Raw genomic sequence first — 25,586 nt, forward strand, 5'->3', positions numbered from 1 at the left:
CTCATGTTGTTCTTGAGTATTATGAAATTGTTTCACAATAGACGCTATGCAACAAGAGATGAAATCATGCGGAGCGCTTTTGAAAATGACGACCCCTGACATCTCTTTTGAATTCTTCCCGCCGCAGTCGCTGGAGGCCTCTTTCCGGCTCTGGGATACGGTTCAGACACTGGCGCCGCTGGCGCCCCGCTTTGTCTCCGTCACCTATGGGGCCGGCGGCACCACCCGCGACCTGACCCGCGATGCGGTGGCAACGCTGCATAAATCCTCCGGTCTCAATGTGGCTGCGCATCTGACCTGCGTGAACGCCAGCAAATCCGAGACCATGGAGATTGCCGACCAGTTTGCCGAGGCCGGCGTGCGCGAAATCGTTGCCCTGCGTGGCGATCCGCCAAAAGGCTCCGCCGGGTTTGAACCCCACCCCGAGGGTTTTGCCAATTCGGTCGAGCTGATCTCGGCGCTGGCAGAGCGCGATCAGTTCTCGATCCGCGTCGGCGCCTATCCCGACCGCCACCCGGAGGCCACTAGCGCGCGTGCGGATGTCGACTGGCTGAAGCGCAAACTGGACGCTGGCGCCGATGAGGCGCTGACCCAGTTCTTCTTTGAAGCCGATACATTCCTGCGCTTTCGCGATGACTGCGCCAAGGCCGGGATCGACACCAGCCGCATCACGCCCGGTATCCTACCCATCGAAAACTGGAAGGGCGCGCGCAATTTTGCCAAACGCTGTGGCACCAATATTCCGGCCTGGATCGACGATGCGTTTGACAAGGCGATCCGCGATGGGCGCGAGGACCTGCTTGCCACGGCGCTGTGCACCGAGCTCTGCTCCGATCTGATGGACAACGGCGTTGACAAGCTGCATTTCTACACGCTGAACCGGCCCGAGCTGACCCGCGATGTCTGCTTTGCGCTTGGCATCACACCAACGGTCTCGCTGGAGAACGTGGCGTAGCGCTTGTCCTGCCACCGCTGTCCTCCTAGCCTTTGATCTGGTCGCCCCTGCCGCTGTCGGCGGGGGCATCGTCTTTGCCGACCGGATCAGGATTTCTGCATGACCTCACCCATAAGTTCGCCCGAAACGTCGGCCAAGACGTCCTCCACCACCGCCGCAGCCGCTTCCCCTCTGCGCCGCGCGACCGGCCCGGACGACCTGCTGCGCCCCGAGGACATCACCGGCATGTCCGGGCTGGACTTCATGCAGGGCATTCTCGCAGGTCGCCTGCCCGGTCCGCCCATTGGCGAGAGACTGGGCTACCACCTGCACAGCGTCGAGGCAGGCAAAGTCGTGTTTCGCGGCACCCCGGAATTTGCTGTGACCAATCCAATGGGCACGGTCCACGGCGGCTGGTACGGCACCCTGCTGGACAGCGCCATGGCCTGCGCAGTGATGACCCGCGTGCCGAAGGGAGCAGCCTATACCACGCTGGAATTCAAGGTAAATATCCTGCGTTCCATCCCACTCGGCACTGAAATCGAATGTATCGGGATGACCGACCATGTCGGGCGCTCGACCGGTGTCGCCCATGGTGAGTTGCGCGGGCTTGCGGATGGCCGCCTCTATGCCACCGGCTCCACCACCTGCATCGTGATGCAGATCACCGCCGGCTAAGCGCCGAAGCGCTTCCCCTCCGGTGCAGGCGCTGCTTGGAGTTCGGAAACTCCCCCAAAGATCGCTCCCAGAGGGAGCGCGCCGGGCTCTTTTGGCCAACGCATAAAAAATCAAGCCAGAACCGCTTCTCCCGCATCTGGTGCGATGAGAACGACAGCGTTCGTTGATGGAAGACGCCGCGAAAGCGGGCATTGAGACCAGACCAGCGGATGCTGGGCCTAGGCTCTGTGACAGAGCTTCGCAGCAAAGCGCCCCTTGCAACTCGGCTGCTTGACGCAACCAGCCGAGGGTTTCTGCTGCGGTGCGGCCCGCAGTTCCTGCCGTTCGCTGCGCCTGCGAGGCTATAGAGCCGGTGAGCTGACACAATGCGGACAAACCCGCCTTTTGTCCGTGCGGCCAGTGCTCATGCAGACAACCGTTGCGCTTGCGACGTGGCGTTTGCGACGGTGCAGCGGATTATCTCAAAGCAGCCGCTCACACATTGCTCAGGTTGTCAGCTGATTGGTGTCCGGATCACGAACGAGTAGGGCCAGATTTTAAGGAAGGCGTTCGGAGCTGAGCGACCCGAACTCTGTTTCTGATGATCAGGCTTGATCAGACTTTTTAAGTTGTAAGAAACTCATCGCCGCAAGAAATACAAAGAAGGCGGAGTCCGACCAGCCAAAGCCGGTAAAGACACCAATCATGGCGGCATATAGCGTTACGATAAACCCAAGCGCATTGGTTGCCATCATCCCGGTCAGCAGCCTCCGGAGGGTTGTCCCATCGGTCACATCCCGAAGCAGGAATCCGAGAATAGCAATCCCTCCAAAGAAAATGCTGTTGTGCTGGGACAGGAACCAAGCATAGCGGTCAGGACTCATAGCCAGTAAGTGACAGTTGCAGCCAAAGCGATTGCTGAGAGGAAGACCTTGGGGCAACGGTGATAGCGGGTTGCGATACGTCGCCAGCCCTTGAGCCTGCCGAACATGATCTCGATCCGGTTGCGGCGGTTGTAGCGCCGCTTGTCGTACTTGACGGGCTTTTTGCGCTGTTTTCGGCCTGGGATACATGCGCGTATCCCTTTGTCTTTCAACACATCTCTGAATCAATCAGCGTCATATCCGCGGTCCCCAAGCAGCCGGTCGGCATCAGGCAGGCTGCTCAGCGATGCCCGTGCGCCAATGTAGTCGCTGACCTGACCGGCCGTGACGAACAGGCTGAGCGGGCGCCCCTAGCTGTCGCAAATGGCATGCAGTTTGGTATTCATGCCGCCCTTGGTGCGACCGATCAGACTACCGCGCCTCCCTTTTTCGCGGCCATGCTGGTCGCAGTGCGATGCACCTTCAAATAGGTCGCGTCCACTGCCCGGCAGTTGATTACGCAGCAATCAATGAGAGGGGATCATCACGGTCTTCTGTTCGCCATCCTCGGCGGCCAGGCCGATCATCATCCGAGCGAAAATGCCTTTGTCGCTCCACCGCTTCCAACGGTTGTATAGGGTGTTCTGCGGGCCATATGCTATAGGCGCATCGCGCCAACGTAAGATACTGATATTAATGAAGATAATCCCACCCAGCACCCGCCCGTCATCAACGCGTGGTTCGCCGTGGGACTTCGGAAAATAAGGCTCACGGCGCGCCACCTGCGCGTCCCTCAGCCAGAAAAGATCAGACATGTTCACCGCTCGTTTTCGAACCGTGAACCATCCAGCCAAGCGGAAATCAATGGGGCCTGACCCTAGCTAGCGGATACCATTTGCTTCCTGCAGTTCCCGCACATAGCGGATGATGCCACTGACGTCGCCATCGGTAAGCCCCTGCTGCGGCGGCATGCTGCCAAAATCCCAGTGGTGTGCCCGCACTCCGTTGCGGACGGCGAGCAGGAAAGCAGCGTCACCATGGTGAGATGGTTCATAGATGTTATGAACCAGCGGCGGCCCAATCCCGTTTCGTCCTGCGGCATTCGTACCATGGCACTCGGCGCAGACCGCATCAAAGGCGCGTTTGCCGATTGCTGCAGTCTGGCTCAAGTCGTGCGGCAGCTGAACGTCCGTAAGGGGGGCACCGTATTCCAAAACGGAACCCTGCAGGGCCGCTTCGTTTCCGCCAGCGCTGCGAAGTACGAAATAGGTCGCTCCCGCTGAAAAGGTCGCAGCAGCAATGATCGTGGTGATTTTGTTCATGAGAAGTTCTTTCATCTTTGGAAGTCAGGCGCTGGTCTCAGTATCCCGCCGGAAAGCGCCGCGAAGGCGCGAATTTCCTGGTAGCGGATCCGCACATCCTCGCTTTGCTGGTAGAAACGGAACAGATCCTTCAGCGGTGAGGAAAACTCCTTGTGTGCCGATAGCATCGCCACAAGCGCACCCAGCGAGACGCGCTCCTGCAAAACAAAATAGCCGCCCAGGGAATAGAACAGGAACGGGGTCAAGGCTGTCAGGAAGTTGTTGATGGCCTTGGCAAGGAATTTCAGCCGGTGGATCTGCAGTCGCAGATCCTGCAGTTGGCGGAAGCTCTGCGCAACCGGCAGAACGCCGGAGCCCAACTCCCGCAGTTGCAAGTCCAGATGGCCACCAAGCAGGCGCATCTCGCGGATACGTTTGCGGGATACCGCATTTACCCGCCGCTGCAGTCGCGGCACGATGATCAGTTGCAAAGGGAGCACTGTGAGCGCAGCAGCCGCAAGGATCGGATCCTGCACGAACATGAACAGAAGGATTGTCGCGAGGGTTCCGCCTTGAAGCAGCGGGACTGCCAGCAGTTCGGAGGCAAAGCCGCCGACAGGCTCAACCTCGGGACCAAGTACTGGCATGATGGCAGCCTGGCGCTGCGCGGGGTGCTTTCGTCGCCACTGGCGGTAGACTGCAAGGCGGAGCCGGCGCACGAAGCTCTCGGCGACCCGACCCTTGCAGATGTTCAGCCAGTATTTATTGAGGCCGTTGAGCGATATAACCGCCAGATAGGCGCCGCAAAGCACAAACAGCAGCGAGATTTGCGGGAGGTCATATCCCAGGACCGCAACCGTCCCGTCTTGGCTTTCAAAAACACGGTTCACGATCTGCTTGGGCAGTTCAAGTGTCAGGTAGAGGGTGGGCATGGCGGTCAGGCTCAGCACAACCAGGACTGCCTGCTGCCGTCCGGTGGCGGTCAGGATATGGCGCGGAAGACTGGCCCGAATTCCGGCTGCCTGCCCCGGTATCGCTTCATCAGGTGACACGACGGTCCGAAGATGCCTGCGCAGCAGCAAGGCCGCCTGAACCGCCAAGGTTGCTGCCAGCAGTGCCGGGGCGAGAACCAGCACCAGATGCATCACCGGATGCAGCCAGGCCGGCGCGCTGCTGTCATAGCTGAAGCCAAGTGCCGCCGCTGCATCATGCGCTAGACTGTGAAATTTGGGCATCGAATTCTCTGCTGGAAAACACGGGAAGCGGGATGGCCCGCCTCCCGCCTAACTTAGTTCAGGGCCGTCACGGTAAGCTTGCCCTGGATCCGCTCGGCAACGAACTCGATGGCATCGCCAACCTCGAGCTGGTCCAGCATCGCGTGATCCGCTACCCGAAACACCATGGTCATCGCGGGCATCTCCAGGTTCACCAGTTCCTCATGGATGATGGTAACCTTGCCAGATTTGGTATCGAGCTTTTTTACCGTGCCCTTGGTGAAGCTATCAGCCAGCACGGCAACCGGCCCGTGCATGCCCGATTCATAATGACCAGGGATCAGGCATGCGAACTCGAATGTGCCTGCATTGGAGAAGGTCCAGATGACCTCTCCGCTTGCACCCGGATCTAGGCGCACCGAGTTCGGATCATCATGTTCCATCTCCATTTCGGCCATCATCGCCTTGTGCCGAATATTACGCTCTGCTGTATCCAGCACAAACTCATGCTCCAGCTCACCGGCGTTGGTAATCACAAATTTCACCGTCTCATTCTTAACAAAAGAAAAGCTGGAAGGCTCAAACAGCATCTCCCCGTCATCGGTTTCCATCATGGTGACGGCGACCTCGCGGTCCGTGCGGGACAGGTCGCCGGGCTTGCCAACTTCCATGCCGCCATCATGGCCGCCGCCGTGTGTTCCATCGGCAAAGACCGGAGCTGCGGGAAGTAGGCAAAGAAGGGCGGTGTAAAGAGCTTTGTTCATGTTTGTTTCCTTATTAGGTTTGGTTGAGGTCAAGGGCTGGTCAGCCCTTGACGGGTGGTTTGGGGGTAATGCGCGTCTGCGCGTCTTCGACGCGGGCAGTCTCCGGGAGCTGTCCGGTCCACTCATAGGCCTGGGTGCCGGGCGGGTTCTCGTACCAGCCGGGATCGCTGTAGTCGTCTGCGCCGATGCCCTCGCGCACCTTCACGACCGAGAACATGCCGCCCATTTCCAGCGGCCCGTAAGGCCCCCAACCGGCCATCATCGGCACGGTGTTGTCGGGCAGCGGCATCGACATCTCACCCATATCCGCCATGCCTGAGGTGCCCATCGGCATGTATTCTGGCTGCAGCTTGCGGATCTGACCGGTCAGCTTGCGCTTGTCGGCCCCGATGAAGGTCGGAATGTCGTGGCCCATGGCGTTCATCGTGTGGTGGGACTTGTGGCAGTGGATCGCCCAGTCACCCGGATGCACCGCGTCGAACTCATAGGCACGCATGGCGCCGACGGGAATGTCGATCGACACCTCCGGCCAGCGGGCGCTTTCCGGAACCCAGCCGCCGTCGGTACAAGTGACCTCAAAGTCGTAGCCGTGCATGTGGATCGGATGGTTGGTCATGGTCAGGTTGCCGGTCCTGACCCGCACCCGGTCGCCCTGATTGACCACCAGCGGGTCGATGTCCGGGAAGATCCGGCTGTTCCAGCACCACAGGTTGAAGTCTGTCATCTCCATCACCCGCGGCACATAAGAGCCGGGGTCGATGTCGAAGGCGTTCAGCATGATCAGGAAATCCCGGTCGACGGGCATGAAGGAGGGGTCCTTGGGATGCACGATGAACATCCCCATCATGCCCATCGCCATCTGCACCATCTCATCCCCGTGCGGGTGGTACATGAAGGTGCCGGATTTGATCAGGTCGAACTCATACACAAAGGTCTTGCCGGGCGGGATGCCGGGATGGCTGAGGCCGGCAACCCCGTCCATACCGGAAGGCAGGATCAGCCCGTGCCAATGTACCGTGGTATGCTCCGGCAGCTTGTTGGTGACGAAGATCCGCACCCGGTCGCCCTCCACCGCCTCGATGGTGGGACCGGTGGACTGGCCGTTGTAACCCCACAGATGGGCGGTCATGCCGTCGGCCAGCTCGCGCTCGACCGGCTCGGCCACCAGGTGGAATTCCTTCACCCCGTTGTTCATCCGGAACGGCAGCGTCCAGCCGTTCAGGGTGACCACAGGGTTGTAGTCCGGCCCGGTGGTAGGGGCCAGCGGCGGCTGGGTCGCCGCGCTGTTCATGCTGGCGGCCTCGGGCAGCCCCATGTTCGCGGTCTTGCCCCAGGCCTGGCTGGACACCAGCGCAGCCCCCGCCGCGCCGGCCCCAAGCATTTGACGTCTGTTCATCATGTCATTTGATCCTTTCAATGGCCTTCGCCGCCGCCAGCAGCGATCTCGGCGCTGCCGCCCTGCGGAGCGGACCCCGTGCCGCCGCCATAGATCGCGGCACCTACATTGGCCTGCGCCAGCCAGAAATCGCGCTTGGCGTTGGCCGCTTCCAGCGAGCCCGCCAGCTTTTCGCGCACGTCTGTCAGCAGTTCGAAGGTGCTGGTGATCATGCCGTTGTAACTCAGCAGCCCTTCCTCCTCGATTGTCCGGCGCAGCGGCAGCAGCACGTCGCGGTAGTGGCGCGCAATCTCGTAAGAGGAGTGATAGGCCAGCTCTGCGCTGCGGGCTTCTGAGCGGACAGTGACCGCCCGTTCCGCCAGCGCATTGGCCGCCTGCATGTAGGACAGCTCCGCCTTGCGCATCCGCGCCTTGCCGGTGTCGAACACCGGGATGGCGAACTCCAGTTCCAGCTGCGGCAGGGTTTCGGTGTCTGTCACCCCGTCCTCCCGCTCGCGCTCGGACTCGGCCCCAGCGATCAGTTCCAGGTCGGTGACCAGCCGGGTCCGGTCTGCCAGGCCAAAAGCCCGAGCCTGCGCTTCCAGCCCCAGCTTGGCCACCTGCAGGTCTACCCGGTTCTGCAGCGCCGCCTTTTCGATGGCCGACACTTTGCTCAGCGATTTGGGCAGCGGCGGCAGCGCGTCGGGCACATAGTAATTGGCATCGCTGCCCCACAGCCCCATCAGCCGGGTCAGCTCCTCCTTGGCGAGCTTTGCTTCCAGCTGCGCCCGGGCCACCTGCCCTGCAAGCTCCGCGTTAAAGGCGAACTCCCGCGCTTGGCTCGCCTTGTTCAGCGCGCCGGTCCTACCCAGCTGGCTGGCCAGCTCTGCCCCCGCCGCTGCTGTCTCGCCAGCCTGGCGCAGATAGCTCAGCCGCTCAAAGGCCGCCACGGCATTGATCCAGGCCAGCCGGGTCTGCCCCGCCAATGCCAGCGTATCGTTCACCGCATTCAGCTGCGCCTGCTGAAACTGCGTCTCAGCCACGGCGATGCGCTGCTTGCGGGTCTTCACGTCCAGCAGGTTCACGGCGATGGTGGATTCCAGAGCCCGGTACAGGCCCAGTTCCGGCGCGCCGATCCCCATCAGGCCGATCGAGACCACCGGGTTCTCCGGCGTCATCTGCTGCCAGGCCTCCGCCGCCGACAGCCCGACTGCGGCATAAGACGCCTGCAGGCCTTTATTGTTCAAAAGCGCCGCCTGCACCGCGGTATCGGCAGAGATTGTCTTGCCCTGCACCAACTGCCGGACTTCTTTCGCCAGCGCCTCGTTCTGGGCCTGTGTCCGCGCAAAGGCCGTGCGCTTGCCGATTGCGGCCGCGGTTTGGCTGGCGACCTCCTGAAACCCGGCCTGCGGGCTGGTGTATTTCTCCGGCACCGCCGCCGAACAGGCGGCCAGCACCAGGGGCGACGCCAAAAGAACGCGCCAAGTTTTCGCTGTCATCAGTGGTTCTCCTGCTGCTGCCCGTTGACACCGCGCCAGGACGCAGGGCCGCGGGGCGTGTGGTTTTCAAATCCCCTGAAAGGGGACTGGTAATTCAGGGACCGGTAGGGGCCGGAGGGCGCGGCGGCACGTTGCAAGTCTGCGGTATCGGGCAGCGCCGCCGGTGACTTGGCGCACGCCCCCAGCAGCAGGGCGCCCGCCCCGGCCAGTAAGAGAGATTTCATGTGTTTTTCCTGAGAAATATCTGCGCGGCTCCTGCATGGATGTGCAGGAGTGATTAGCGGCCGTTAAAAACGGTTCAGATGTTTCAGGCTTTCGGAGGACGCAGCAGGGAGTTCAGTTGCTGGGACGGCAGCTGCGAAGCTGCTTGCCGCCAGCGCACTGGGCGCTTGAGGGCGATTTCCGCCGACTCCAGGGAGATCACGCCAACCGCCATACAGGCGCCTAGGCAACAGTTTCCAGTGTCGGCAGCATTTTGCGACGCCTCCTGGGGATCATGCGCCCCGGCCGTGGAAACGTCTTGCGCAGCGGCGATCACGGCAACGTCGCCGTGGTTGCTAGCACTTTGCGCAGTCAGCGTATTGCCGTGGTGCCCCGCGACAGTATGCGCGGCGGATGGCAGCGAAAAACCCAGCACAATGATCACTGCACATGTAGCAGTCACCCTGATCAGCCGAAGAATATGTGCCATAAACGCCATGCGGTTATTTCTTCCGAAAGGACCCGACCGCGTCAAGGCGGCAATCATGCGTCGAGAGCACAAATCAGCGCTTTTAAGAGGTCTTTTCCGTCAATCCTGGGGATGGAGCCCCGAGCCTCGGAAAAAGCCACAAACCTTCCAGCGCAGGAAGGGCGCTGCAGTTCACGGTGATGATTCGGTCTCTGAATTAGTCGATAAAGTCACAATCCAGTACCCCAATGGATACTCAGCTAAGGGAAGGACACAGCCCAAAGCTGTCGTAGATAAGTGGTGCCGCGCCAATGATGCTGCTGGTGCGAAACTCCATGGTCATTTCCCCGGAAGCGGACGCTCGCCAGGGCCAAGTTGCTTCATGGGATGCTGCGGGTTGCACCGGAGGCAGCGGAGCGCAAAACCAGCCGTTCGCGAAAGGTGCTCCAGACGAACAGTTTGAGCCCAACGTGTAGGGATGCTGCGGGGCGACGAATGACAGGTTGGCCGTCGGCAGCCTAAAACATGCTAAAACCAAACGAGGTTTTGCCACAGGGTTGTGGCGCGAGATTTTCCCGAGACTTCGGGCTTCAGGCTGTGCGTGGCAAAAGGGCCGTTTCTTGCGCCTGGCGGCTTGCAGGGGGATAATGTTCAAACGCTTACCGGTTCAAACACCTTTGCCCGCGTCGAAAATCCGCGCCACATTTGCAGATGGTTGCACTCCGCGTTTCCATTGGCTCGGCGGAACGCCGGTCTCTCGTACAAATTCCCGATTGAAGTTCGATTTGGTGTTGAAACCGCTGTCCAGCATCGCATCGGTGACGGTTGCACCATCCTCGATAAGCTTGCAGGCATGACGAATGCGCCAGCTATTGATGTAGCGAGAGACATTGGCACCGGTCGCGCGGTTGACGGCCATCGAAAGGCGCTTCTCCGGCAGATGCAAGCGGCGCGAAAGCCGCGACAAGCTCAGGTTGGGATCAAGATGCATGGGCTCGCGCCTCAAAAACGTCTCAAGCACTTCCAGGATTTCGATGTCCTCTTTACTCGTCTCTCTGGGGCGTGGAGCTGGCTCATCTGGGTCTTCGCCAACCACACCCGCTGCAGAGGGGCTGCCACTGAGCAACCCCAAAAGCACAAGCACCAGAGACGAAGAGAAGGTGATCAGCCATCCAGCCCATTTTTCGTTGCCCGTCATGAAGGCGACCGCGATGAGAACGTCGCTGAGGGCGGAAGCAATCAACGCCCAGCCCAGGACCTGCCAAAGAACCTTAGGGACTCGCCCGGCGTCCAGCCGGGCAAGGGGCATGTCTGTGGCGCTGTGCAACAGATATAGGATCGCGCAGCCATAGCCAGTAAAGACTAGCGGCACGACGATATCCGTCGTCTCGGGCGCGAAGACACGACAGAACAGTGTAAATGACGGGGCCGCGCCGTGCAGCACGGTTTGACGCAGCGATATCCGGCTGATCAGGGCATCCTGCAATGTGATCCAGGCGAGCGGCGGGATGACCGTGGCACTGACTGGCAAAATGGGTCTGAGCCACGCAATATCGTAGCCCAGAACCAGAGCGACCAGAAGAGATTGAACCGCGCAGGCGGTAAGGAAGGCGACAAGCAGCGGCCTGCCCTCTGACATAAAGGTGCGAGCGGCAAGATACGCGAGGACAATGGCTGCAAAAGCAGGGATCGGGAGCATGGGCATGCCACGACTATTGTCCAAAATCCGGATTGTGACGACCTGAATCCCGAAAATAGGACGCGATAAACTGCCTTTATCCGCACATCAATTGGCATGCGTTCAAAAACGGAGGTTCCCATGAAACGCCTTGCCCTTCTCACCATGCTTGGATTGCCAATCGCGGCTCCGGTTGCGGCGGATATGCTGCCCGGTTATGACCGGTTCGATCTGACGGCCGACCACCGCGCCAGCCCCATCGCCGCCTCGATTTGGTATCCGGCAGCGAACCCCACATATCGCGCGCCTGTCGGCGATGGTCCGATCTTCGACCCGACCTTCGCGTTCATTGGCCCCGCCATTGCACAGGGAGAGCATCCGCTTGTACTTTTGTCCCATGGATCAGGCGGTAATTCCGATAGCCTGGGATGGCTGACAAGCGGCCTTGTCGCGAACGGGGCGATTGTTTTGGCGGTGAACCATCCGGGATCCACAAGCGGCGATAGTTCCCCTCGCCGATCGGTTGATCTGGGCGCGCGCGCAAATGACCTGACGGCCGCGCTCGACATGATCCTCGCTGACCCTGCTTTTGCGCCATTCATCGATCCAGATCGGATTGGCGTCGTCGGATTCTCCTTGGGCGGGACCACCGCTCTCGGAATGGCCGGCGTCCGCTTCGATGGTGCTGCGCAAGACACGAATTGCAGCACTGGTCCCGATGCTGCTGATTGCGTTTTCTTCCGCCGTGGCGGAGTACGGTTTGCCGACTACCCCGGTTTCGAAGCGGATGCACGCGACCCGCGCATCTCACGGGCCGTGATTGTCGACCCCGGCTTTGGCGGTGCCGCTGATCCAGGGACGCTCCAGGGCGCTTTGGCGGGGATTACTCTCATCAACCTGGGTGATGCAGACAGACTCGGAGCTGTTGACGTGGGACCGGATGGAAATGACCTCGCGAACAGGTTGCCCGATGCAACATACGTTGAGATTGCAGCGGCAAACCACTTCACGTTCCTCGGCACCTGCAAATCTGGTGCCGCCGCGTTGCTTGAAGAGGAGCAGGACGACCCGATCTGCACGGACCCGAAAGGCGCGGATCGCACCACTGCGCACTTGCAGCTGATTGACGCAATTACGTTTGGTCTTGAGCTCTAAGAGAGGCTCTCGCTCGATCCACCAATAAAAAAGAGTGCGGCTTCCAGTTAACAGCGCCGAAGGCAGCACTCTTTGCCAAGACTCAACAGTTTCTAACACCGGCGGAAAGGACCGGTTTTGACGCCGCTAAATCATCAAAAATGATCTTGGCGCAGCCGCAGCGGAAGCCCGTTCTATCTAATATTTTTCCATTTATATCAGTTGGTTAGGCTCGTGTCATGCGTGTGGACCGCGTTAACCAATCTGACAAGGTGGAAGCCACGGGATGGAAGCGCCGTGCTATGGGGAAAGCGCAGACATCGGTCCATAATATCGGTTAGAGTTTCGCGGTTTTTCTGAGTTTGTAGGCTCCGCGCAGGTGCCTTTGGCATGGGGTTGGTCTCGTTTATCGGCCTTACTGCGTCGGTTTGGCCCCCGTTGCGACGCATGGATTGGATTGGGGCAAAGCCTCTTTGCGACCGGCACCTGCCAGGAAGCCGTAATGGCGCATGCGATGGAACCGGTTTGGCAGGACGTGCATCAGGAAGCGGCGGATGAACTCATACGTATTGAGCCGCATTGTCTTCATGCGATCCCCACTTTTGATCCGGTAGTCTTTCCATTTGAAGGCAACGGTGTTTGCATCAGCGCTGACCAGGCGGTGGTTGGAGATGGCGATGCGGCGGGTGTAGTGGGACAGGTATGCCAGTAAGGTGAGATCACCAGAGAACCTCAGTTGTCCTGTGCGGTGCAGCGCCATCAGCCCGTCCAGAAACACCAGCCGGGACAGCCGCGACAGCAGGCGACATGCAGAAAGAATCCGGGCTTGCACGCGACCCACCGGGTGCCGTCCGGCGGCAGGCCGCCACCCGGGACGATCATGTGGATGTGGGGATGATGGGGCCACGCCGGAGGCGTGCTTTCAGCAAGACGCCGAGCCCCAGGTATGCAGCACGCTGGTCAAGCCGACACGGGCGCCGAGCGCTTCCGTGCGACGGATCTCGATGGCCGACGTGAGGCGCAGTTGGCTGCGCTGAAGGCGCGATGCAATTGCCGCGGTGAGAGCGGGTTGACCCGGGGCTTTCCGGGAAAGAGCCAGCCATCCGGTGGAGCCTCACGCCAGGAGTCACGCAGAAGGTCCAGCAATCCGGGCGACAGCATCACCTTGCGATCCTTACCGCCTTTGCCCTTCTCGACGTGGACCAACATCCGATCGCTGTCGATATCCGTGACCTTGAGATTGCAAATCTTCCCACGCGCGCACCCCTGTACCGTAGGAAATACTGAGCGCCGCTCGATACTTAAGCCGAGGGCCGGGCGCGACCCTGAGGATCTCGAACACCTCTTCGGCGCTGAACACCACCGGAAGCTTGCGCGGTTCCGTGCGAAAGTGCAGGCAATCCTTCATCTCGGGCTGTTTACACGTCGTCTCGAAAAAGAACCGCAGCCCGACAAGCCGCGCATTGTTGGTCGACGGGGTGACGTTCGTGTTCACCATATGCAGCTGGTAAGCGCGCAGGTCTTCGGGCGTTGCAGTATCCGGCGATCGGCCAATAAACTCGGCAAAATATCGAACGGCCCGGATGTGCGCCTTCTGCGAACTCTCCCCGAGCCCTTTGATCCGCATATCTTCGATCATCCGCTCTCGAAGCGGTGTCAACTTCATGTCCGCCATGGGAAACTCCTGTCTGTTGATTGAGAGACCCCAATCGTCAGACAGACACGCCCATTCCCAAAATCTCAGTCGTCAGATCATCCCGCAACGGTATCACCGAGCGCCCCTGCCGCCGTCGCGGCTTCGTCCCCGTCCCGCGCTCCGGACCGTTGCACGCTCGTGGTGAAGGGCCGGACTGGGTCCGAAATCCTGGGTGTTTGGGCGGTCGAGCCTGACGCGCTTTTCTTGAGGACGCGGAGAACGCACCGCATCTGGTCAAAGAGGCGTAACTGTCGGCATCTCTATGACTTTCGCGGCCACGCAATATGTCACAGAAAATTGCCGCAGGATATGATGAACCAGGAACATACATCTCCCTGCCCTCACACCTCCTCCAGCGCGGCGAATAACTTCAGCCGCAACCTGCCCTCAGGCCTGCCCCCTTTCGGACCAACGACTATGAGTGTTCTTCCCGCAGCCGCCAGGTTTTGCCCGCAGCTGTGTGCTCGTCATCAGCGCATCCACCATCCCGGCCCCCACAGCCGCTCACAGACAATGGCGCGCCCTACTGCGCGCCTAGCGGGCTGCCTTCGACATCTCTGATTGCCAATGCGCCAGACGTTTGTCGGTGGCATTGGCGCCAACGCTGCTGTGCAGCCTCTCGCTGCTGTCCAGCCCGACCCGCCGCTTGCCGCGCAGCAGGAAAATCTTGCCCCAGCCGCGCCAGGTCCCGACGGAGGGCGCCGTCGGATCAACCGGAAACCGCATCCGCCAGTCGCGCGGCAGCGGTAGGCCACAGTTTTCTGCCCGTTCCAGCATCCACACCAGCGAGACATTTGACAGCGGCCGCGCCGCTTCGAACCCGCCCAGCTGCCCGCCGACATCGCCATGGCTGCCGCGAAACCAGACCTGCTCAACCTTGCCGTCGTGACCATCCGGGCATTCCCAGAGAACCGGCTCAAACACCCGGCGGGTTTCGTCCAGCGCAAGCGCGTGAAAGCCGTTCTTCACATGTCGGCCCAGCTGATGGTTGTGAAATCCGTGTCGCCGCTCCGCCCAGCGCCATAGCAGCGGCAGGCGCAGACCCAGCGCCTTCACCGTATCCCAGACCCCCACCATTTCGATCTCCACATTTCGGTGGCAATACCGCTCGCTGAAGGTGGAGGCGACACAGGCTCCGGTCTGCGCCATTGCCTGCCCATGACCGGTCGCATCGGGTTCAGGGGCCGTCTCTGCGCCCGTCTCTGCCACGGGCGGCAGGCTGGTGGCGGTATGATCACGCATCCCGCTGGCCGAGGCCCCGCCGCATTGATAATGCCGGTAGGCGGTGCGGATATTGCGCACCGTGGCATGTTCGGCCTTCAGCAGCCCCACCTCGTCAATGACCCCCGCAAGGGAGCGCACCGCATAGGCCCCCCGCGAATAGCCCATCAGGTAGATCCGGTCGCCAGGACGATAGCGCGAGGCAAGATAGCCATAGGCTCGGCGGATCTGACGGTTGATGCCGCGCCCGATCATCACATCCGTCGTCTTGCGCCAGCTCTGCCATTGCACACCGGCCTCATAGAACACCGAAACCTGCGGGCCGACCTCGCGGCACAGCCGGTAGACCATGCCCGCATGGGTCTCATGTCCGGGTTCCAGCGTCGACATGGTGCCATCCAGGATGATCACATGCGCCTGCGGCCCACGCAGCTTGGTCTCGGCGGAATGCTCGGAGCGCAAAGGCCGCCCAAGCCATCCCAGGATCCTCTTACTCAGCTGCGTCAGCGACATTCCTCAATGCTTCCCATAGTCTAAGTGGTGTAAACGGCATCTCTATCTGCTGAACGCCGCGCTCCCGGACCGCGTCCTGCACCGCATTGGCAACCGCCGCCAGCGCCCCCACGGTTCCGGCCTCGCCGCAACCTTTCATACCCATCGGGTTCTGGGTCGATGGCACCGGCGCAAAGCCTACCTCAATCATCGGCACATCGGCGGCACGCGGCAAGGCATAGTCCATAAACGATGCTGTGAGCAGCTGCCCGTCGGCATCGTAGACGACACGCTCCAGAATCGCCTGCCCCAGCCCCTGCACCACCCCGCCATGAACCTGACCTTCAGCCAGCAACGGGTTGATGAGATTGCCAAAGTCATCAACCACCGTGTAGCGATCGACATGGCTCAGCCCGGTTTCCGGGTCGATCACGATCTCGGCAACATGGGCTCCGTTTGGAAACGAACGCCCCGGCAGTTTGGCCCGTGCCGCGTGACGCAGCAACTCGTGGCGGCCTTGCGCACGGGCCATCTCTGCGGCCTCCACCAGGCTTGGCCGCTGGTTGCTGCCCGGGGCAGTGAACCGTTCCCCGTCAAAGGTGACGGAGCCATGGGCGACGCCCAGCTCCTCCTCGAGGAAGGGGGTAAAGGCGGCGATCATCACATCGACGGCTGCAAGCGTGGCATTGGCCTGGGTGGTCACCGAACGCGATCCGCCGGTGCCGCCGCCCTGGGCAATCCTGTCGCTGTCGCCCTGCACCACGGTGATATCGGCGGCAGGGATTCCGGTCTGATCCGCAAGAAACTGCGCATAGACCGTTTCATGGCCCTGCCCGTTGCTCTGCGTTCCGACATAGATGCTCACCCGACCCTCCGCTTCAAAGGCGACCTCCGCGCTTTCAGAAGGATCGCCCAAAATACTTTCGATATAGTAACACAGCCCAACGCCCCGTAAATTTCCGCGTTCCGCATCAGCGGCCTTGCGCCCAGCGAATCCCGCCAGATCTGCCGCCTCTTCGGTGCGCGCCAGCAGCTGGTGGAAATCGCCGAGGTCATAGATCTCATCCGTTGCGGTCTGGTAGGGAAACTGGTCGGCGCGGATAAAATTGCGTCGCCGCAACTCCCATGGGTTGACGCCCAGCGCGTGAGCGGCGTGATCCATCACCCGCTCCAGCACATAGATCGCCTCCGGCCGACCGGCCCCGCGATAGGCATCGACCTGAGCGGTATTGGTATAGATCCCCTCAACCCGCAGCCAGGTGGCGCGGATGTCATAGACCCCGGCCAGCACCCGGCTGAACAGCTGCGTCTGCACCGGCTGGCCGAAATGTGAATTATAGGCGCCAAGGTTGCAGTGACTGTGGACCCGGTAGCCGGTAATGCGCAGATCCGCATCAAAGGCCAGCTCCGCCAGAGAGGTCAGATCGCGCCCGGCATTATCGCTCAGCATCGCCTCGGTACGGTCCGAGACCCACAGAACCGGCCGACCCAGCAACCGCGCGGCATGGGCAACCGCGAAATACTCAGGATACGGCATCGCCTTCATGCCAAAGCCGCCACCGACATCCGGTGTGGTGACATGCACCGCCTCGGGCGCCAGTCCCAGCTTCTCGCTGAGCTGCTTTTTCATCGCCCAGACGCCCTGACCGCCATAGGTGAACTGCAACCGGCCATCGGCCCAGCGCGCAAAACAGCCGCGCGGCTCCATCGTGTTGACAATGATCCGGTTGTCTTCGACCTGTAGCGCCACCCGGTGGGCGGCAGCGGCGAATGCGGCGTCCGTCGCGGCCTCATCGCCCATGCCCCAGTCAAAGGCCCGGTTGTCAGGCGCCTCCGGGTGCAGCTGCTCGCCCCCTGCGACCAGATCCAGTTTCGCGGGCAGATCGTCGATATCAAGCTCGATCATCTCACCTGCGTCGCGCGCCTGATCCAGCGTCTCGGCAATCACCACCGCAATCGGCTCACCGACAAATCGAACCCGCTCGCGCGCCAGCATTGGCCGTTCAGGCGCAGCTGCCTTGCTGCCATCGCGGTTGGTCACCACGGCACCGTCCATGCCCACGATCAGTCCAGCTGCCTCAAGATCAGCCAACGCCAGCACCGCCGCGACGCCGTCGGCCTCGCGCGCCATGTCGAGATCCAGATGGGTGATGGTGCCATGGGCGACAGGGCTGCGCAGCACCCAGGCCCTCAGCGCCCCGGCTGGCGCGATATCTTCCAGATAGCGCCCCTGCCCGGTCAGAAACCGCACATCCTCGACCCGTCTCACGGGTTGGCTCTTGCCGAATTTATCCATCACTGCCCCTGACCTGCCTTGCGTGTCGGATCGCGTTTCAGCTGCAAAACGTCCACAGCGGCGCCGGGTCCGCCCCGCGCCGCCGTGTTGATCCTGTCAAAAGCGAGACTAGCCTCAGGGGCGCGCTTGTCCAGACAGCTCGATCACTGTCGCCACGTCCGACAGCCCATAACCGTTGAACTGCGTGCTCATGGCCGAGGAATAGGCACCAAGCCCCGGAAACAGCACATAGTCACCGATCCGGGTGTCGCTTGGCAGCGGCAGCCCATCCGGCAGCCGGTCCAGGCTGTCGCAGGTCGGCCCGAAGACCACCCGCGGCTGGCAGTCCGCCACCCGGCGGGTGCCATCGGCGGCCACCACCTCGACCCGGCCCGGCAGGCCCATGTCGCGGATATCGACCAGCCCGCCATAGATCCCGTCGTTCAGGAACACCACCGCGCCCTGCTTGCGCATCCCCTTGACGCGCGCCGCCAGGGTAAAGCTTTCAGAGACCATCGCGCGCCCCGGCTCGCAGATCAGCTGCGGCCTCTCCGCACCAAAAGCCTCATCGGCGGCAGCTGAAATCGCCGCAAAAACCTTTTCCAGGTCCGGCGCCACCCCGTCACGGTTGGCAGCAAACCCCCCGCCGACATTGAGCCGGGCAATGCGGACACCGGCGGCATCCACGATCCGTTTGGCGGCATGAACATATTCGACCCAGGCGCTCTCATCCTCGCATTGGGTACCGGGGTGAAAACACAAGGCCGGGGTCCAGCCCTCAGCTGCCACCCGTTTCAGCAGCTCAATCGCTAGCTCGGGTTCGGCCCCGAATTTACTGCCGAAATCATAGGCGGCACCGGCCACCGGCAGCGCAAAGCGCACGGCGATTTCGCAGGTCTTGGGCACCTCGGCCAGCTTGTCCAGCTCGCTGGCCTCATCCACAGACCAGCTGGCAACGCCATGGGCGATCCCTGCAGCGATCTCCACCTCCGACCGCACCGGGTTGTTGTAATGCATCACCGCATCGGGGCTTGCCGCGCGCACCGCATCCATTTCCGCAGGCGACGCCACATCAAAACCGGTGATCCCCGCCGCCACCAGATTGGACAGCACAGCAGGATGCGGGTTGGCCTTCACCGCATAGGTCACCAGCCCCGGAAAGCCTTTTTGAAAGCGGTTGGCCACATCATGCAGCACCCGCGGCGAGAAGTAGAGGATCGGATGATCCGGGGTGCTGCGCGCCAGATGGGTTTCAGGGGAAAGCCAGAGGGGTGGGATCTGCTGCATGGGGAACGGCCCTAATTGGAATATTCGGTGGTGTTTTTATCAGTTTCCGCCGAAACCCCGTCGATTTCGCTCGTCACATTGACTATAGTGACGAAAATCACCGTCATATCGCAGGTCAAACATGCAAACCGACGAAACCGACCAACATCTGCTGACGCTCCTGCGCGAGAACGCCCGCCGCCCTGTGGCGGATCTGGCCCGGCGTCTGGGGCTGGCGCGCACGACGGTGCAGGCACGGATCGAGCGGCTGGAGACCTCAGGCGTGATCAGCGGCTACACGCTGCGCACCTCGTCGCAGGCGCGTCCGCCGCTTCAGGCGACGGTGCTGATCTCGATTGAACCCCGCTCCGGCCCCGAGGTGCTGGCCCGGCTGCGCGGCTTACCCGGCGTCGAGGTGGTCCATACCACCTCGGGGCGCTTTGACCTTCTGGCACAGGTGGTGGCGCAGACCACGGCGGAGCTGGACGAAACCATTGACCGCATCGGCGAGGCACGCGGCGTGCGCTCTTCCGAAAGCCTGATCCATCTCGCAACCAAACTGGACCGCACCGGCCAATAGTGTTCCAACGCGCCGCAACACGTGCCAAAGCCTCCCACCACATCCAAACCCTGGAAAACGTGAACAGTCGTGCGCCCGGCCGCCCCTGCGGTATCCGCATCAAGGGCGCCCGGGCGGCTTGAAACCATAGACATCGGCAATCAGGATCCGAGGGAGATCCCTGTGGACAAAGGCGGCTTGGAACTCCACCTCGGTGACCCGGGCGCGACATCACTCACTGTCATCTGCATCCCGATATCCCCACCACCAACCGTGCCGGATTAAGCTTAAAACGCCGTTATCACCGCGATCGTTCCAAATTAATTTTGGTTTTTCAAAAATCATCCGCCAACACCGCCCCGCCAGCACCGCCGCCTCCTATCGAGCCTTTCCCTTTCCCCCGCCATTCGCTATGGGATGAGCCGATTAGATGGATACGCAGGCAGGACATTCCGATGGCGATGGACAAGACATTTAACGCAGCCGAAGCCGAAACCCGGCTTTCCGAGGCCTGGGAAAAGGCAGGCTGTTTCCGCGCAGGTGCAAACGCCAAGCGCAGCGAAACCTACAGCGTCATGATCCCGCCCCCGAATGTCACGGGCGTCCTGCACATGGGCCATGCCTTCAACAACACGCTTCAGGACATCCTGATCCGCTGGAAACGGATGCAGGGGTATGACACGCTCTGGCAGCCCGGCACCGATCACGCGGGCATCGCCACCCAGATGGTGGTGGAGCGCATGTTGGCCCAGACCCAGCAGCCCTCCCGCGGAGAACTGGGCCGCGAGAAGTTCCTGGAAAAGATCTGGGAATGGAAAGAACAATCCGGCGGCACCATCATCAACCAGCTGAAGCGCCTTGGCGCTTCTTGTGACTATGATCGCACCGCCTTCACCATGGCCGGCGCTGCGGGCGACACCCGTACGGGCCATGAGAATTCGCCCAATTTCCACGATGCGGTGATCAAGGTCTTTGTTGAGATGTACAACAAGGGGCTGATCTACCGTGGCAAGCGGCTGGTGAACTGGGACCCGCATTTTGAGACCGCGATCTCCGACCTTGAGGTGGAGAATATCGAGGTTGCGGGCCACATGTGGCACTTCAAATACCCGCTCGCCGGTGGGGCCACCTACACCTATGTGGAGAAGGACGAGGACGGCAATGTCATCCTCGAGGAAGAGCGCGACTATATCTCCATCGCCACCACCCGTCCCGAAACCATGCTGGGCGACGGCGCGGTGGCTGTGCATCCTTCGGATGAACGCTACGCGCCTATTGTGGGCAAGCTGTGCGAAATCCCTGTCGGCCCCAAGGCGCACCGCCGCCTGATCCCGATCATCACTGATGAATACCCGGACAAGGATTTCGGCTCTGGCGCCGTAAAGATCACCGGCGCGCATGATTTCAACGACTATCAGGTCGCCAAACGCGGCGGCATTCCGATGTATAACCTGATGGATACCAAGGCGAATATGCGCAGCGACGGCGCGCCCTATGCCGAGGAAGCCGCCAAAGCACAGGCCATCGCTAATGGCGAGGCAGAGTTCACCGAAGCCAGCATCGCCGCGATGAACATGGTGCCGGAAGAATACCGTGGCCTGGACCGTTTCGAGGCACGCAAACGCGTGGTCGCTGACATCACCGCCGAAGGTCTCGCCGTGATGCAGACCACCAGCAGAACGGTAAAGGATGAGGACGGCAACGAGACCGAGGTGACCGAGACCACGCCTTATGTCGAGAACAAGCCGATCATGCAGCCCTTTGGCGACCGCTCCAAAGTGGTCATTGAACCGATGCTGACCGACCAGTGGTTTGTGGACGCCGCCAAAATCGTTGGCCCGGCGCTGGACGCCGTGAAAGACGGCACCGTCAAGATCCTGCCGGAGAGCGGCGAGAAGACCTATTACCACTGGCTGGAAAACATCGAACCCTGGTGCATCTCGCGCCAGCTCTGGTGGGGCCACCAGATCCCAGTTTGGTATGGCGCGAAGCATCTCTGCAACACGTTCGTGAAAGACCCTGACGCCGCGAAGGCATCAATGGAGAAGCACCATAAGGGCGAGTTTGCAGTGTTCTGTGGAGCCTCGGAAAGTGAAGTCTTGAGGCAAGCTCAAGAACACTACGGCCATTGGAACCAAGACGTTGTGTTTGCCGCAGACAAGGAAGAGGCCAAGAAGCTTGCTCTGGAAGGGAAAGCACCGCTCTTCCGCGACCCCGACGTGCTGGACACCTGGTTCTCCTCCGGCCTCTGGCCGATCGGCACCCTGGGCTGGCCGGAAGACACGCCCGAGATGCAGAAATACTTCCCGACTTCGACCCTCGTCACCGGTCAGGACATTCTGTTCTTCTGGGTTGCGCGGATGATGATGATGCAGCTGGCGGTTCTGGATCAGGATCTGCCGGTCGAACAGCGCATCCCCTTCGACACCGTCTACCTTCATGGCCTCGTCCGCGACGCCAAGGGCAAAAAGATGTCGAAATCCACCGGCAACGTCGTCGATCCGCTGGATATCATCGACGAATACGGCGCCGACGCGCTGCGCTTTACCAATGCGGCGATGGCCAGCCTTGGTGGCGTGCTGAAGCTCGACATGCAGCGCATCGCAGGCTACCGCAACTTTGGCACCAAACTGTGGAATGCGGTGAACTTTGCCCATTTCAACAACGTCTATGACGCCGACACCCCGGCCTATGACATCCCCGATGCCAAGGCTGCCGTGAACCAGTGGATCATCGGCGAGACCGCCAAGGTCCGCGTGGAAGTGGATGCCGCCTTGGACGCCTACCGCTTCAACGACGCGGCCCTCGGTCTCTATGCCTTTGTCTGGGGCAAGGTCTGCGACTGGTACATCGAACTCAGCAAACCACTGTTCGGCTCCGAGGATGAGGCGGTGATCGCCGAAACCCGGCAGACGCTGGGCTGGGTGCTGGATCAGTGCATGATCCTCCTGCATCCGATCATGCCCTTCATCACCGAAGAGCTGTGGGGCAATACCGCCAAGCGGTCAAACATGCTGGTGCATGAAGACTGGCCGACCTATGGCACCGAGCTGGTGAACGCCGATGCGGACGCCGAAATGAACTGGGTGATCACCGCGATCGAGAACATCCGCTCCACCCGCGCGCAGATGCACGTCCCGGCGGGCGCCAAGATCCCGATGGTGGTGACCGAATTCTCCGATCAGGCGCGCAGCGCCTGGGAGAAGAACGAGGCGATGATCCAGAAACTGGCCCGCATCACCACGCTGGAACAGGTCGACACCTTCCCCAAGGGCTGCGCCAGCGTCGCCGCCCCCGGCGCCTCCTTCGGCCTGCCGCTGGCGGATGTCATCGACGTGGACGCCGAAAAGGCGCGTCTGGAGAAGACCCTGGGCAAGCTGGCCAAGGAGCTGGGCGGCCTGCGCGGACGTCTCAACAACCCCAAATTCGCGGCCTCCGCCCCCGAAGAGGTGGTCGCCGAGGCCCGCGAAAACCTGAACCTGCGCGAGGAAGAAGAAGCCAAGGTGAAGGAAGCGCTCGCGCGCCTTGCCGAGATCGGCTGATCACAACAAACTGCGGGGCAAGCCATTGGTATTCCTACCGGCTTGCCCCGGTACGATCTCCAAAGATGAGATCCAGCGCCGCGGCAGCAACCGCCCGCGATCAGGTCATATGCCCTGCATAAACGGCGCGATCTGCCGCCCCGATTTGCACTCCTGGCTGAGCCATCCCGTCAAATCGTCCCCATAAGGGGAAAAACCACACAACGCGGTCATTGCCTTTGCTCCGGTTCTGTATCAGCCTGTGCCAACAGCTTGATATCCGCGCCAGAAAGGACCCCCCATGCCCAAAGGATACTGGGTCGCCCATGTCGACGTTGATGATATGGACCGCTACAAGGACTACGTCGCAGCCAATGCCACCGCCTTTGCCGAATATGGTGCGAAATTCCTGATCCGCGGTGGTGCCAAGGAAGTGCGCGAAGGCCAGACGCGTGCGCGCACCGTGGTCATCGAGTTCAAGGATTTCGCCACCGCCAAGGCCTGTTATGATTCTGTCGCCTACCAGCAGGCCAAGGCGCTGCGCGATCCGGTCGCAACCGGCGACATGGAAATCATCGAAGGCTACGGCGACTAGGACCCGCTTGGCCCTGGACGCACTCAACAGTAGAGTAATGCCATGCTGAAGAAACTGTTTCAGGTCTTTCGACCGCAAAAGACCCCCGCCCAGCCGGACCCGGATGCCGAGTTGGCGCTGGGTGCGCTTCTGGTGCGTGTGGCGCAATCGGATCGCGACTACCAGCTGGAAGAAATCAGCCTTATCGACCGCATTCTGGCTCGCCTTTACCAGCACGACGCGATCGAGGCGGCAAAGGTCCGTGCCGCCTGCGAAAAACTCCATGCCGCCGCGCCGGAAACCGACACATTCGGGCGTCTGATCCGCGAAACAACCGGGCTTGAGGAACGGCTCGCGGCGCTGGATGCGCTCTGGGAGGTGGTGCTGGCCGATGGTCACGAACACCCCGGCGAGATGAAAATCGTCGAAGACGCGCGCAAGGCGATGGGTCTGTCAAGGGCCGACAGCGACACCGCCCGCGCCCGCGCGCAGGGCAAATTGCTCGCCCCGGAGCCAGCCATTGCCGCAGCCCAGCGACCGCAGGCTGTGGGCACGGCCGAGGACACCCCGCCGCCGCCCATTCCAGACAGGGAACCGCAACCATGATCAAGGAACTGCTGGGACGGCTTCTGGCGCCCGCGCCCGAACCGCTGGATGACCGCGACGCCCGACTGGCGCTCTGCGCGCTGCTGGTGCGGATTGCGCGCTCCGATCACAATTACTCCGATGACGAACGGGACCGGATCGACCGGATCCTGCGCGCTCGTTACGACCTCGACATGGGCGGTGCGATCCTGCTGCGCGAACAGGCCGAGGCGCTGGAGGCCGAGGCCCCCGACACCGTCCGCTTCACCCGCGCGATCAAGGACGCGGTGCCCTATGAAAACCGCATGGCCGTGGTCGAGGCGCTGTGGCAGGTGGTGCTGGCCGATGGCAAACGCGACGACGCCGAGGATGCGCTCCTGCGGCTTTCCGCCAGCCTGCTCGGGGTCAGCGATATGGACAGCGCCCGCGCCCGCCAACGCGCCGAGGCCAGCTCATGATTGCCAGCCTGGCGATGTATGACCGCCCGGAAACCGCCGCAGCGCTTGATGCCCTGTGGCAGGCGATCCGCAGCGCTCTGGCCGATGCCTCAATCGAGGCCCCCGAAACCCTGAGCCGAGGCGGCGACCTCTGGTCGATCTGGTCCGATTCGACACTGCTGCTGGCGCAGACCTGTGGCCTGCCCTACCGCACGCGGCTCTATGAACAGGTCAATCTGGTCACCACGCTGGACCACGGCGTCGCGGATTGTCCGCCGGGCTATTACACCAGCGTCTTTGTCGCCCATCGCGACCGATCCGGCGCGGATCTTCGGACCATCGCGGGCGGCAGCTTTGCCTATAACGAAGCGCTCTCGCAATCGGGCTGGGCCGCACCGATGATGCACCTGCGCGACCTCTCGCTGCTGCCCGGCAGCCTGTTCCAATCCGGCAGCCATCGCGCATCCGCCCGCGCCGTCGCCGACGGGACCGCAGATTTCGCGGCACTTGATGCCGTCAGCTGGGCGCTGATGCAGCAGCATGACGACTGGGTGACGGAGCTTGTGGAAATCGCCCGCACCAAACCGACGCCGGGCCTGCCGCTGATCACCGCCCGGACCCGCGATCCGGTTCCGCTGCGCGCCGCCGTGGCCCAGGCTGTCGCCGAGCTGGACGAGACCCACCGTCAGGTATTGCACCTGAAGGGCGTCAGCGATATTGCCCCCGGCGCCTATCTGGCGGTCCCGACACCGCTCGGGCCGGTGCTGACGGAACAATCCATCCGCCAGCAGGCCGCAGTCTGACCCCTTGGTTCCCGCCCTCAGGGCCCGCGCTGAGCAGGCCCGGAGGGGGCGCGAGGGCCTGACAACCA

21 protein-coding genes and 3 pseudogenes are annotated in these 25,586 nt (G+C 61.7%); 9 read left to right on the plus strand and 15 right to left on the minus strand.

All coding sequences use genetic code 11. The features are described from left to right. Positions 1-85 precede the first annotated feature (85 nt). Positions 86-955, plus strand: coding sequence for a methylenetetrahydrofolate reductase [NAD(P)H] (metF, locus tag VWZ81_RS14655; RefSeq protein ID WP_260087554.1), 870 nt, complete (start codon positions 86-88; stop codon positions 953-955). Between the two features lie 99 nt (positions 956-1,054). Next, on the plus strand, positions 1,055-1,612 hold the full coding sequence (locus VWZ81_RS14660) for a PaaI family thioesterase (RefSeq protein WP_374015305.1): 558 nt from the start codon (positions 1,055-1,057) through the stop codon (positions 1,610-1,612). 584 nt (positions 1,613-2,196) lie between these two features. On the opposite strand, the gene VWZ81_RS14665 is transcribed toward VWZ81_RS14660, so the two are convergent. The 10 genes and pseudogenes from VWZ81_RS14665 to VWZ81_RS14710 all read right to left on the minus strand — a co-directional run bounded on the left by VWZ81_RS14665 (position 2,197) and on the right by VWZ81_RS14710 (position 10,982). Next, positions 2,197-2,532, minus strand: a complete 336-nt coding sequence (locus VWZ81_RS14665; RefSeq protein ID WP_340545239.1) for a hypothetical protein — start codon at positions 2,530-2,532, stop codon at positions 2,197-2,199. Beyond that, positions 2,472-3,269 (minus strand): annotated as a pseudogene (locus VWZ81_RS14670) (IS5 family transposase). Before VWZ81_RS14670 ends, VWZ81_RS14665 begins: the two are co-directional and overlap by 61 nt. Positions 3,270-3,335: 66 nt before the next feature. Beyond that, complete coding sequence (locus tag VWZ81_RS14675; protein ID WP_416536276.1) at positions 3,336-3,776, minus strand: c-type cytochrome; 441 nt, start codon at positions 3,774-3,776, stop codon at positions 3,336-3,338. Positions 3,777-3,787: 11 nt separating this feature from the next. Further along, on the minus strand, positions 3,788-4,990 hold the full coding sequence (locus VWZ81_RS14680) for an ABC transporter ATP-binding protein (RefSeq protein ID WP_260088069.1): 1,203 nt from the start codon (positions 4,988-4,990) through the stop codon (positions 3,788-3,790). 53 nt (positions 4,991-5,043) lie between these two features. Then, positions 5,044-5,733, minus strand: coding sequence for a copper-binding protein (locus tag VWZ81_RS14685; protein ID WP_416542895.1), 690 nt, complete (start codon positions 5,731-5,733; stop codon positions 5,044-5,046). Between the two features lie 40 nt (positions 5,734-5,773). Then, positions 5,774-7,132, minus strand: coding sequence for a multicopper oxidase family protein (locus VWZ81_RS14690; RefSeq protein ID WP_416542894.1), 1,359 nt, complete (start codon positions 7,130-7,132; stop codon positions 5,774-5,776). A 14-nt stretch (positions 7,133-7,146) separates the two neighbouring features. Then, positions 7,147-8,607, minus strand: a complete 1,461-nt coding sequence (locus VWZ81_RS14695; protein ID WP_416542893.1) for a TolC family protein — start codon at positions 8,605-8,607, stop codon at positions 7,147-7,149. After that, complete coding sequence (locus VWZ81_RS14700; RefSeq protein ID WP_260084249.1) at positions 8,607-8,831, minus strand: hypothetical protein; 225 nt, start codon at positions 8,829-8,831, stop codon at positions 8,607-8,609. The genes VWZ81_RS14695 and VWZ81_RS14700 overlap by 1 nt, the downstream gene beginning before the upstream one ends. Positions 8,832-8,914: 83 nt before the next feature. Then, positions 8,915-9,307, minus strand: coding sequence for a hypothetical protein (locus VWZ81_RS14705; RefSeq protein WP_260108715.1), 393 nt, complete (start codon positions 9,305-9,307; stop codon positions 8,915-8,917). A 637-nt stretch (positions 9,308-9,944) separates the two neighbouring features. Continuing rightward, positions 9,945-10,982 carry a helix-turn-helix domain-containing protein gene (locus VWZ81_RS14710; RefSeq protein WP_416542892.1) on the minus strand — a complete coding sequence of 346 codons (1,038 nt, stop codon included), beginning with the start codon at positions 10,980-10,982 and terminating at the stop codon, positions 9,945-9,947. 114 nt (positions 10,983-11,096) lie between these two features. On the opposite strand from VWZ81_RS14710, the gene VWZ81_RS14715 reads away from it, so the two are divergent. Beyond that, positions 11,097-12,110, plus strand: coding sequence for a hypothetical protein (locus tag VWZ81_RS14715; RefSeq protein WP_340545232.1), 1,014 nt, complete (start codon positions 11,097-11,099; stop codon positions 12,108-12,110). Between the two features lie 517 nt (positions 12,111-12,627). Here the strand turns inward: VWZ81_RS14715 and VWZ81_RS14720 are convergent. From VWZ81_RS14720 to VWZ81_RS14740, 5 genes and pseudogenes are all read right to left on the minus strand, one after another. Continuing rightward, a pseudogene (locus VWZ81_RS14720) lies at positions 12,628-13,071 on the minus strand (transposase); the annotation flags it as partial. A 44-nt stretch (positions 13,072-13,115) separates the two neighbouring features. Next, positions 13,116-13,764 (minus strand): annotated as a pseudogene (locus VWZ81_RS14725) (tyrosine-type recombinase/integrase); the annotation flags it as partial. A gap of 555 nt (positions 13,765-14,319) precedes the next feature. After that, positions 14,320-15,519: a DUF2235 domain-containing protein gene (locus VWZ81_RS14730; RefSeq protein WP_416542891.1), complete on the minus strand. Its 1,200-nt coding sequence runs from the start codon at positions 15,517-15,519 to the stop codon at positions 14,320-14,322. Then, positions 15,497-17,794 carry a xanthine dehydrogenase family protein molybdopterin-binding subunit gene (locus VWZ81_RS14735; RefSeq protein ID WP_416542890.1) on the minus strand — a complete coding sequence of 766 codons (2,298 nt, stop codon included), beginning with the start codon at positions 17,792-17,794 and terminating at the stop codon, positions 15,497-15,499. Before VWZ81_RS14735 ends, VWZ81_RS14730 begins: the two co-directional genes overlap by 23 nt. Before the next feature lie 114 nt (positions 17,795-17,908). Then, positions 17,909-19,060: a type III PLP-dependent enzyme gene (locus VWZ81_RS14740; protein WP_416536286.1), complete on the minus strand. Its 1,152-nt coding sequence runs from the start codon at positions 19,058-19,060 to the stop codon at positions 17,909-17,911. Positions 19,061-19,181: 121 nt separating this feature from the next. Between VWZ81_RS14740 and VWZ81_RS14745 the strand changes: the two genes are divergently transcribed. The 6 genes from VWZ81_RS14745 to VWZ81_RS14770 all read left to right on the plus strand — a co-directional run bounded on the left by VWZ81_RS14745 (position 19,182) and on the right by VWZ81_RS14770 (position 25,518). Continuing rightward, positions 19,182-19,619: an Lrp/AsnC family transcriptional regulator gene (locus VWZ81_RS14745; RefSeq protein WP_340545227.1), complete on the plus strand. Its 438-nt coding sequence runs from the start codon at positions 19,182-19,184 to the stop codon at positions 19,617-19,619. Between the two features lie 434 nt (positions 19,620-20,053). Further along, positions 20,054-23,140, plus strand: coding sequence for a valine--tRNA ligase (locus VWZ81_RS14750; RefSeq protein WP_416542889.1), 3,087 nt, complete (start codon positions 20,054-20,056; stop codon positions 23,138-23,140). 280 nt (positions 23,141-23,420) lie between these two features. Beyond that, positions 23,421-23,714 carry a DUF1330 domain-containing protein gene (locus VWZ81_RS14755; protein ID WP_340545225.1) on the plus strand — a complete coding sequence of 98 codons (294 nt, stop codon included), beginning with the start codon at positions 23,421-23,423 and terminating at the stop codon, positions 23,712-23,714. A 42-nt stretch (positions 23,715-23,756) separates the two neighbouring features. Continuing rightward, a complete protein-coding gene (locus VWZ81_RS14760) occupies positions 23,757-24,299 on the plus strand; it encodes a TerB family tellurite resistance protein (RefSeq protein WP_340545224.1) in 543 nt (180 codons plus the stop codon). After that, on the plus strand, positions 24,296-24,736 hold the full coding sequence (locus VWZ81_RS14765; protein ID WP_340545223.1) for a TerB family tellurite resistance protein: 441 nt from the start codon (positions 24,296-24,298) through the stop codon (positions 24,734-24,736). The genes VWZ81_RS14760 and VWZ81_RS14765 overlap by 4 nt, the downstream gene beginning before the upstream one ends. Beyond that, complete coding sequence (locus tag VWZ81_RS14770) at positions 24,733-25,518, plus strand: phosphate/phosphite/phosphonate ABC transporter substrate-binding protein (protein WP_416542888.1); 786 nt, start codon at positions 24,733-24,735, stop codon at positions 25,516-25,518. Before VWZ81_RS14765 ends, VWZ81_RS14770 begins: the two co-directional genes overlap by 4 nt. Positions 25,519-25,586 lie beyond the last annotated feature (68 nt).

It is taken from the genome of Phaeobacter sp. JH20_34 (genome assembly GCF_048056095.1).
GTDB lineage: Bacteria > Pseudomonadota > Alphaproteobacteria > Rhodobacterales > Rhodobacteraceae > Phaeobacter > Phaeobacter bryozoorum.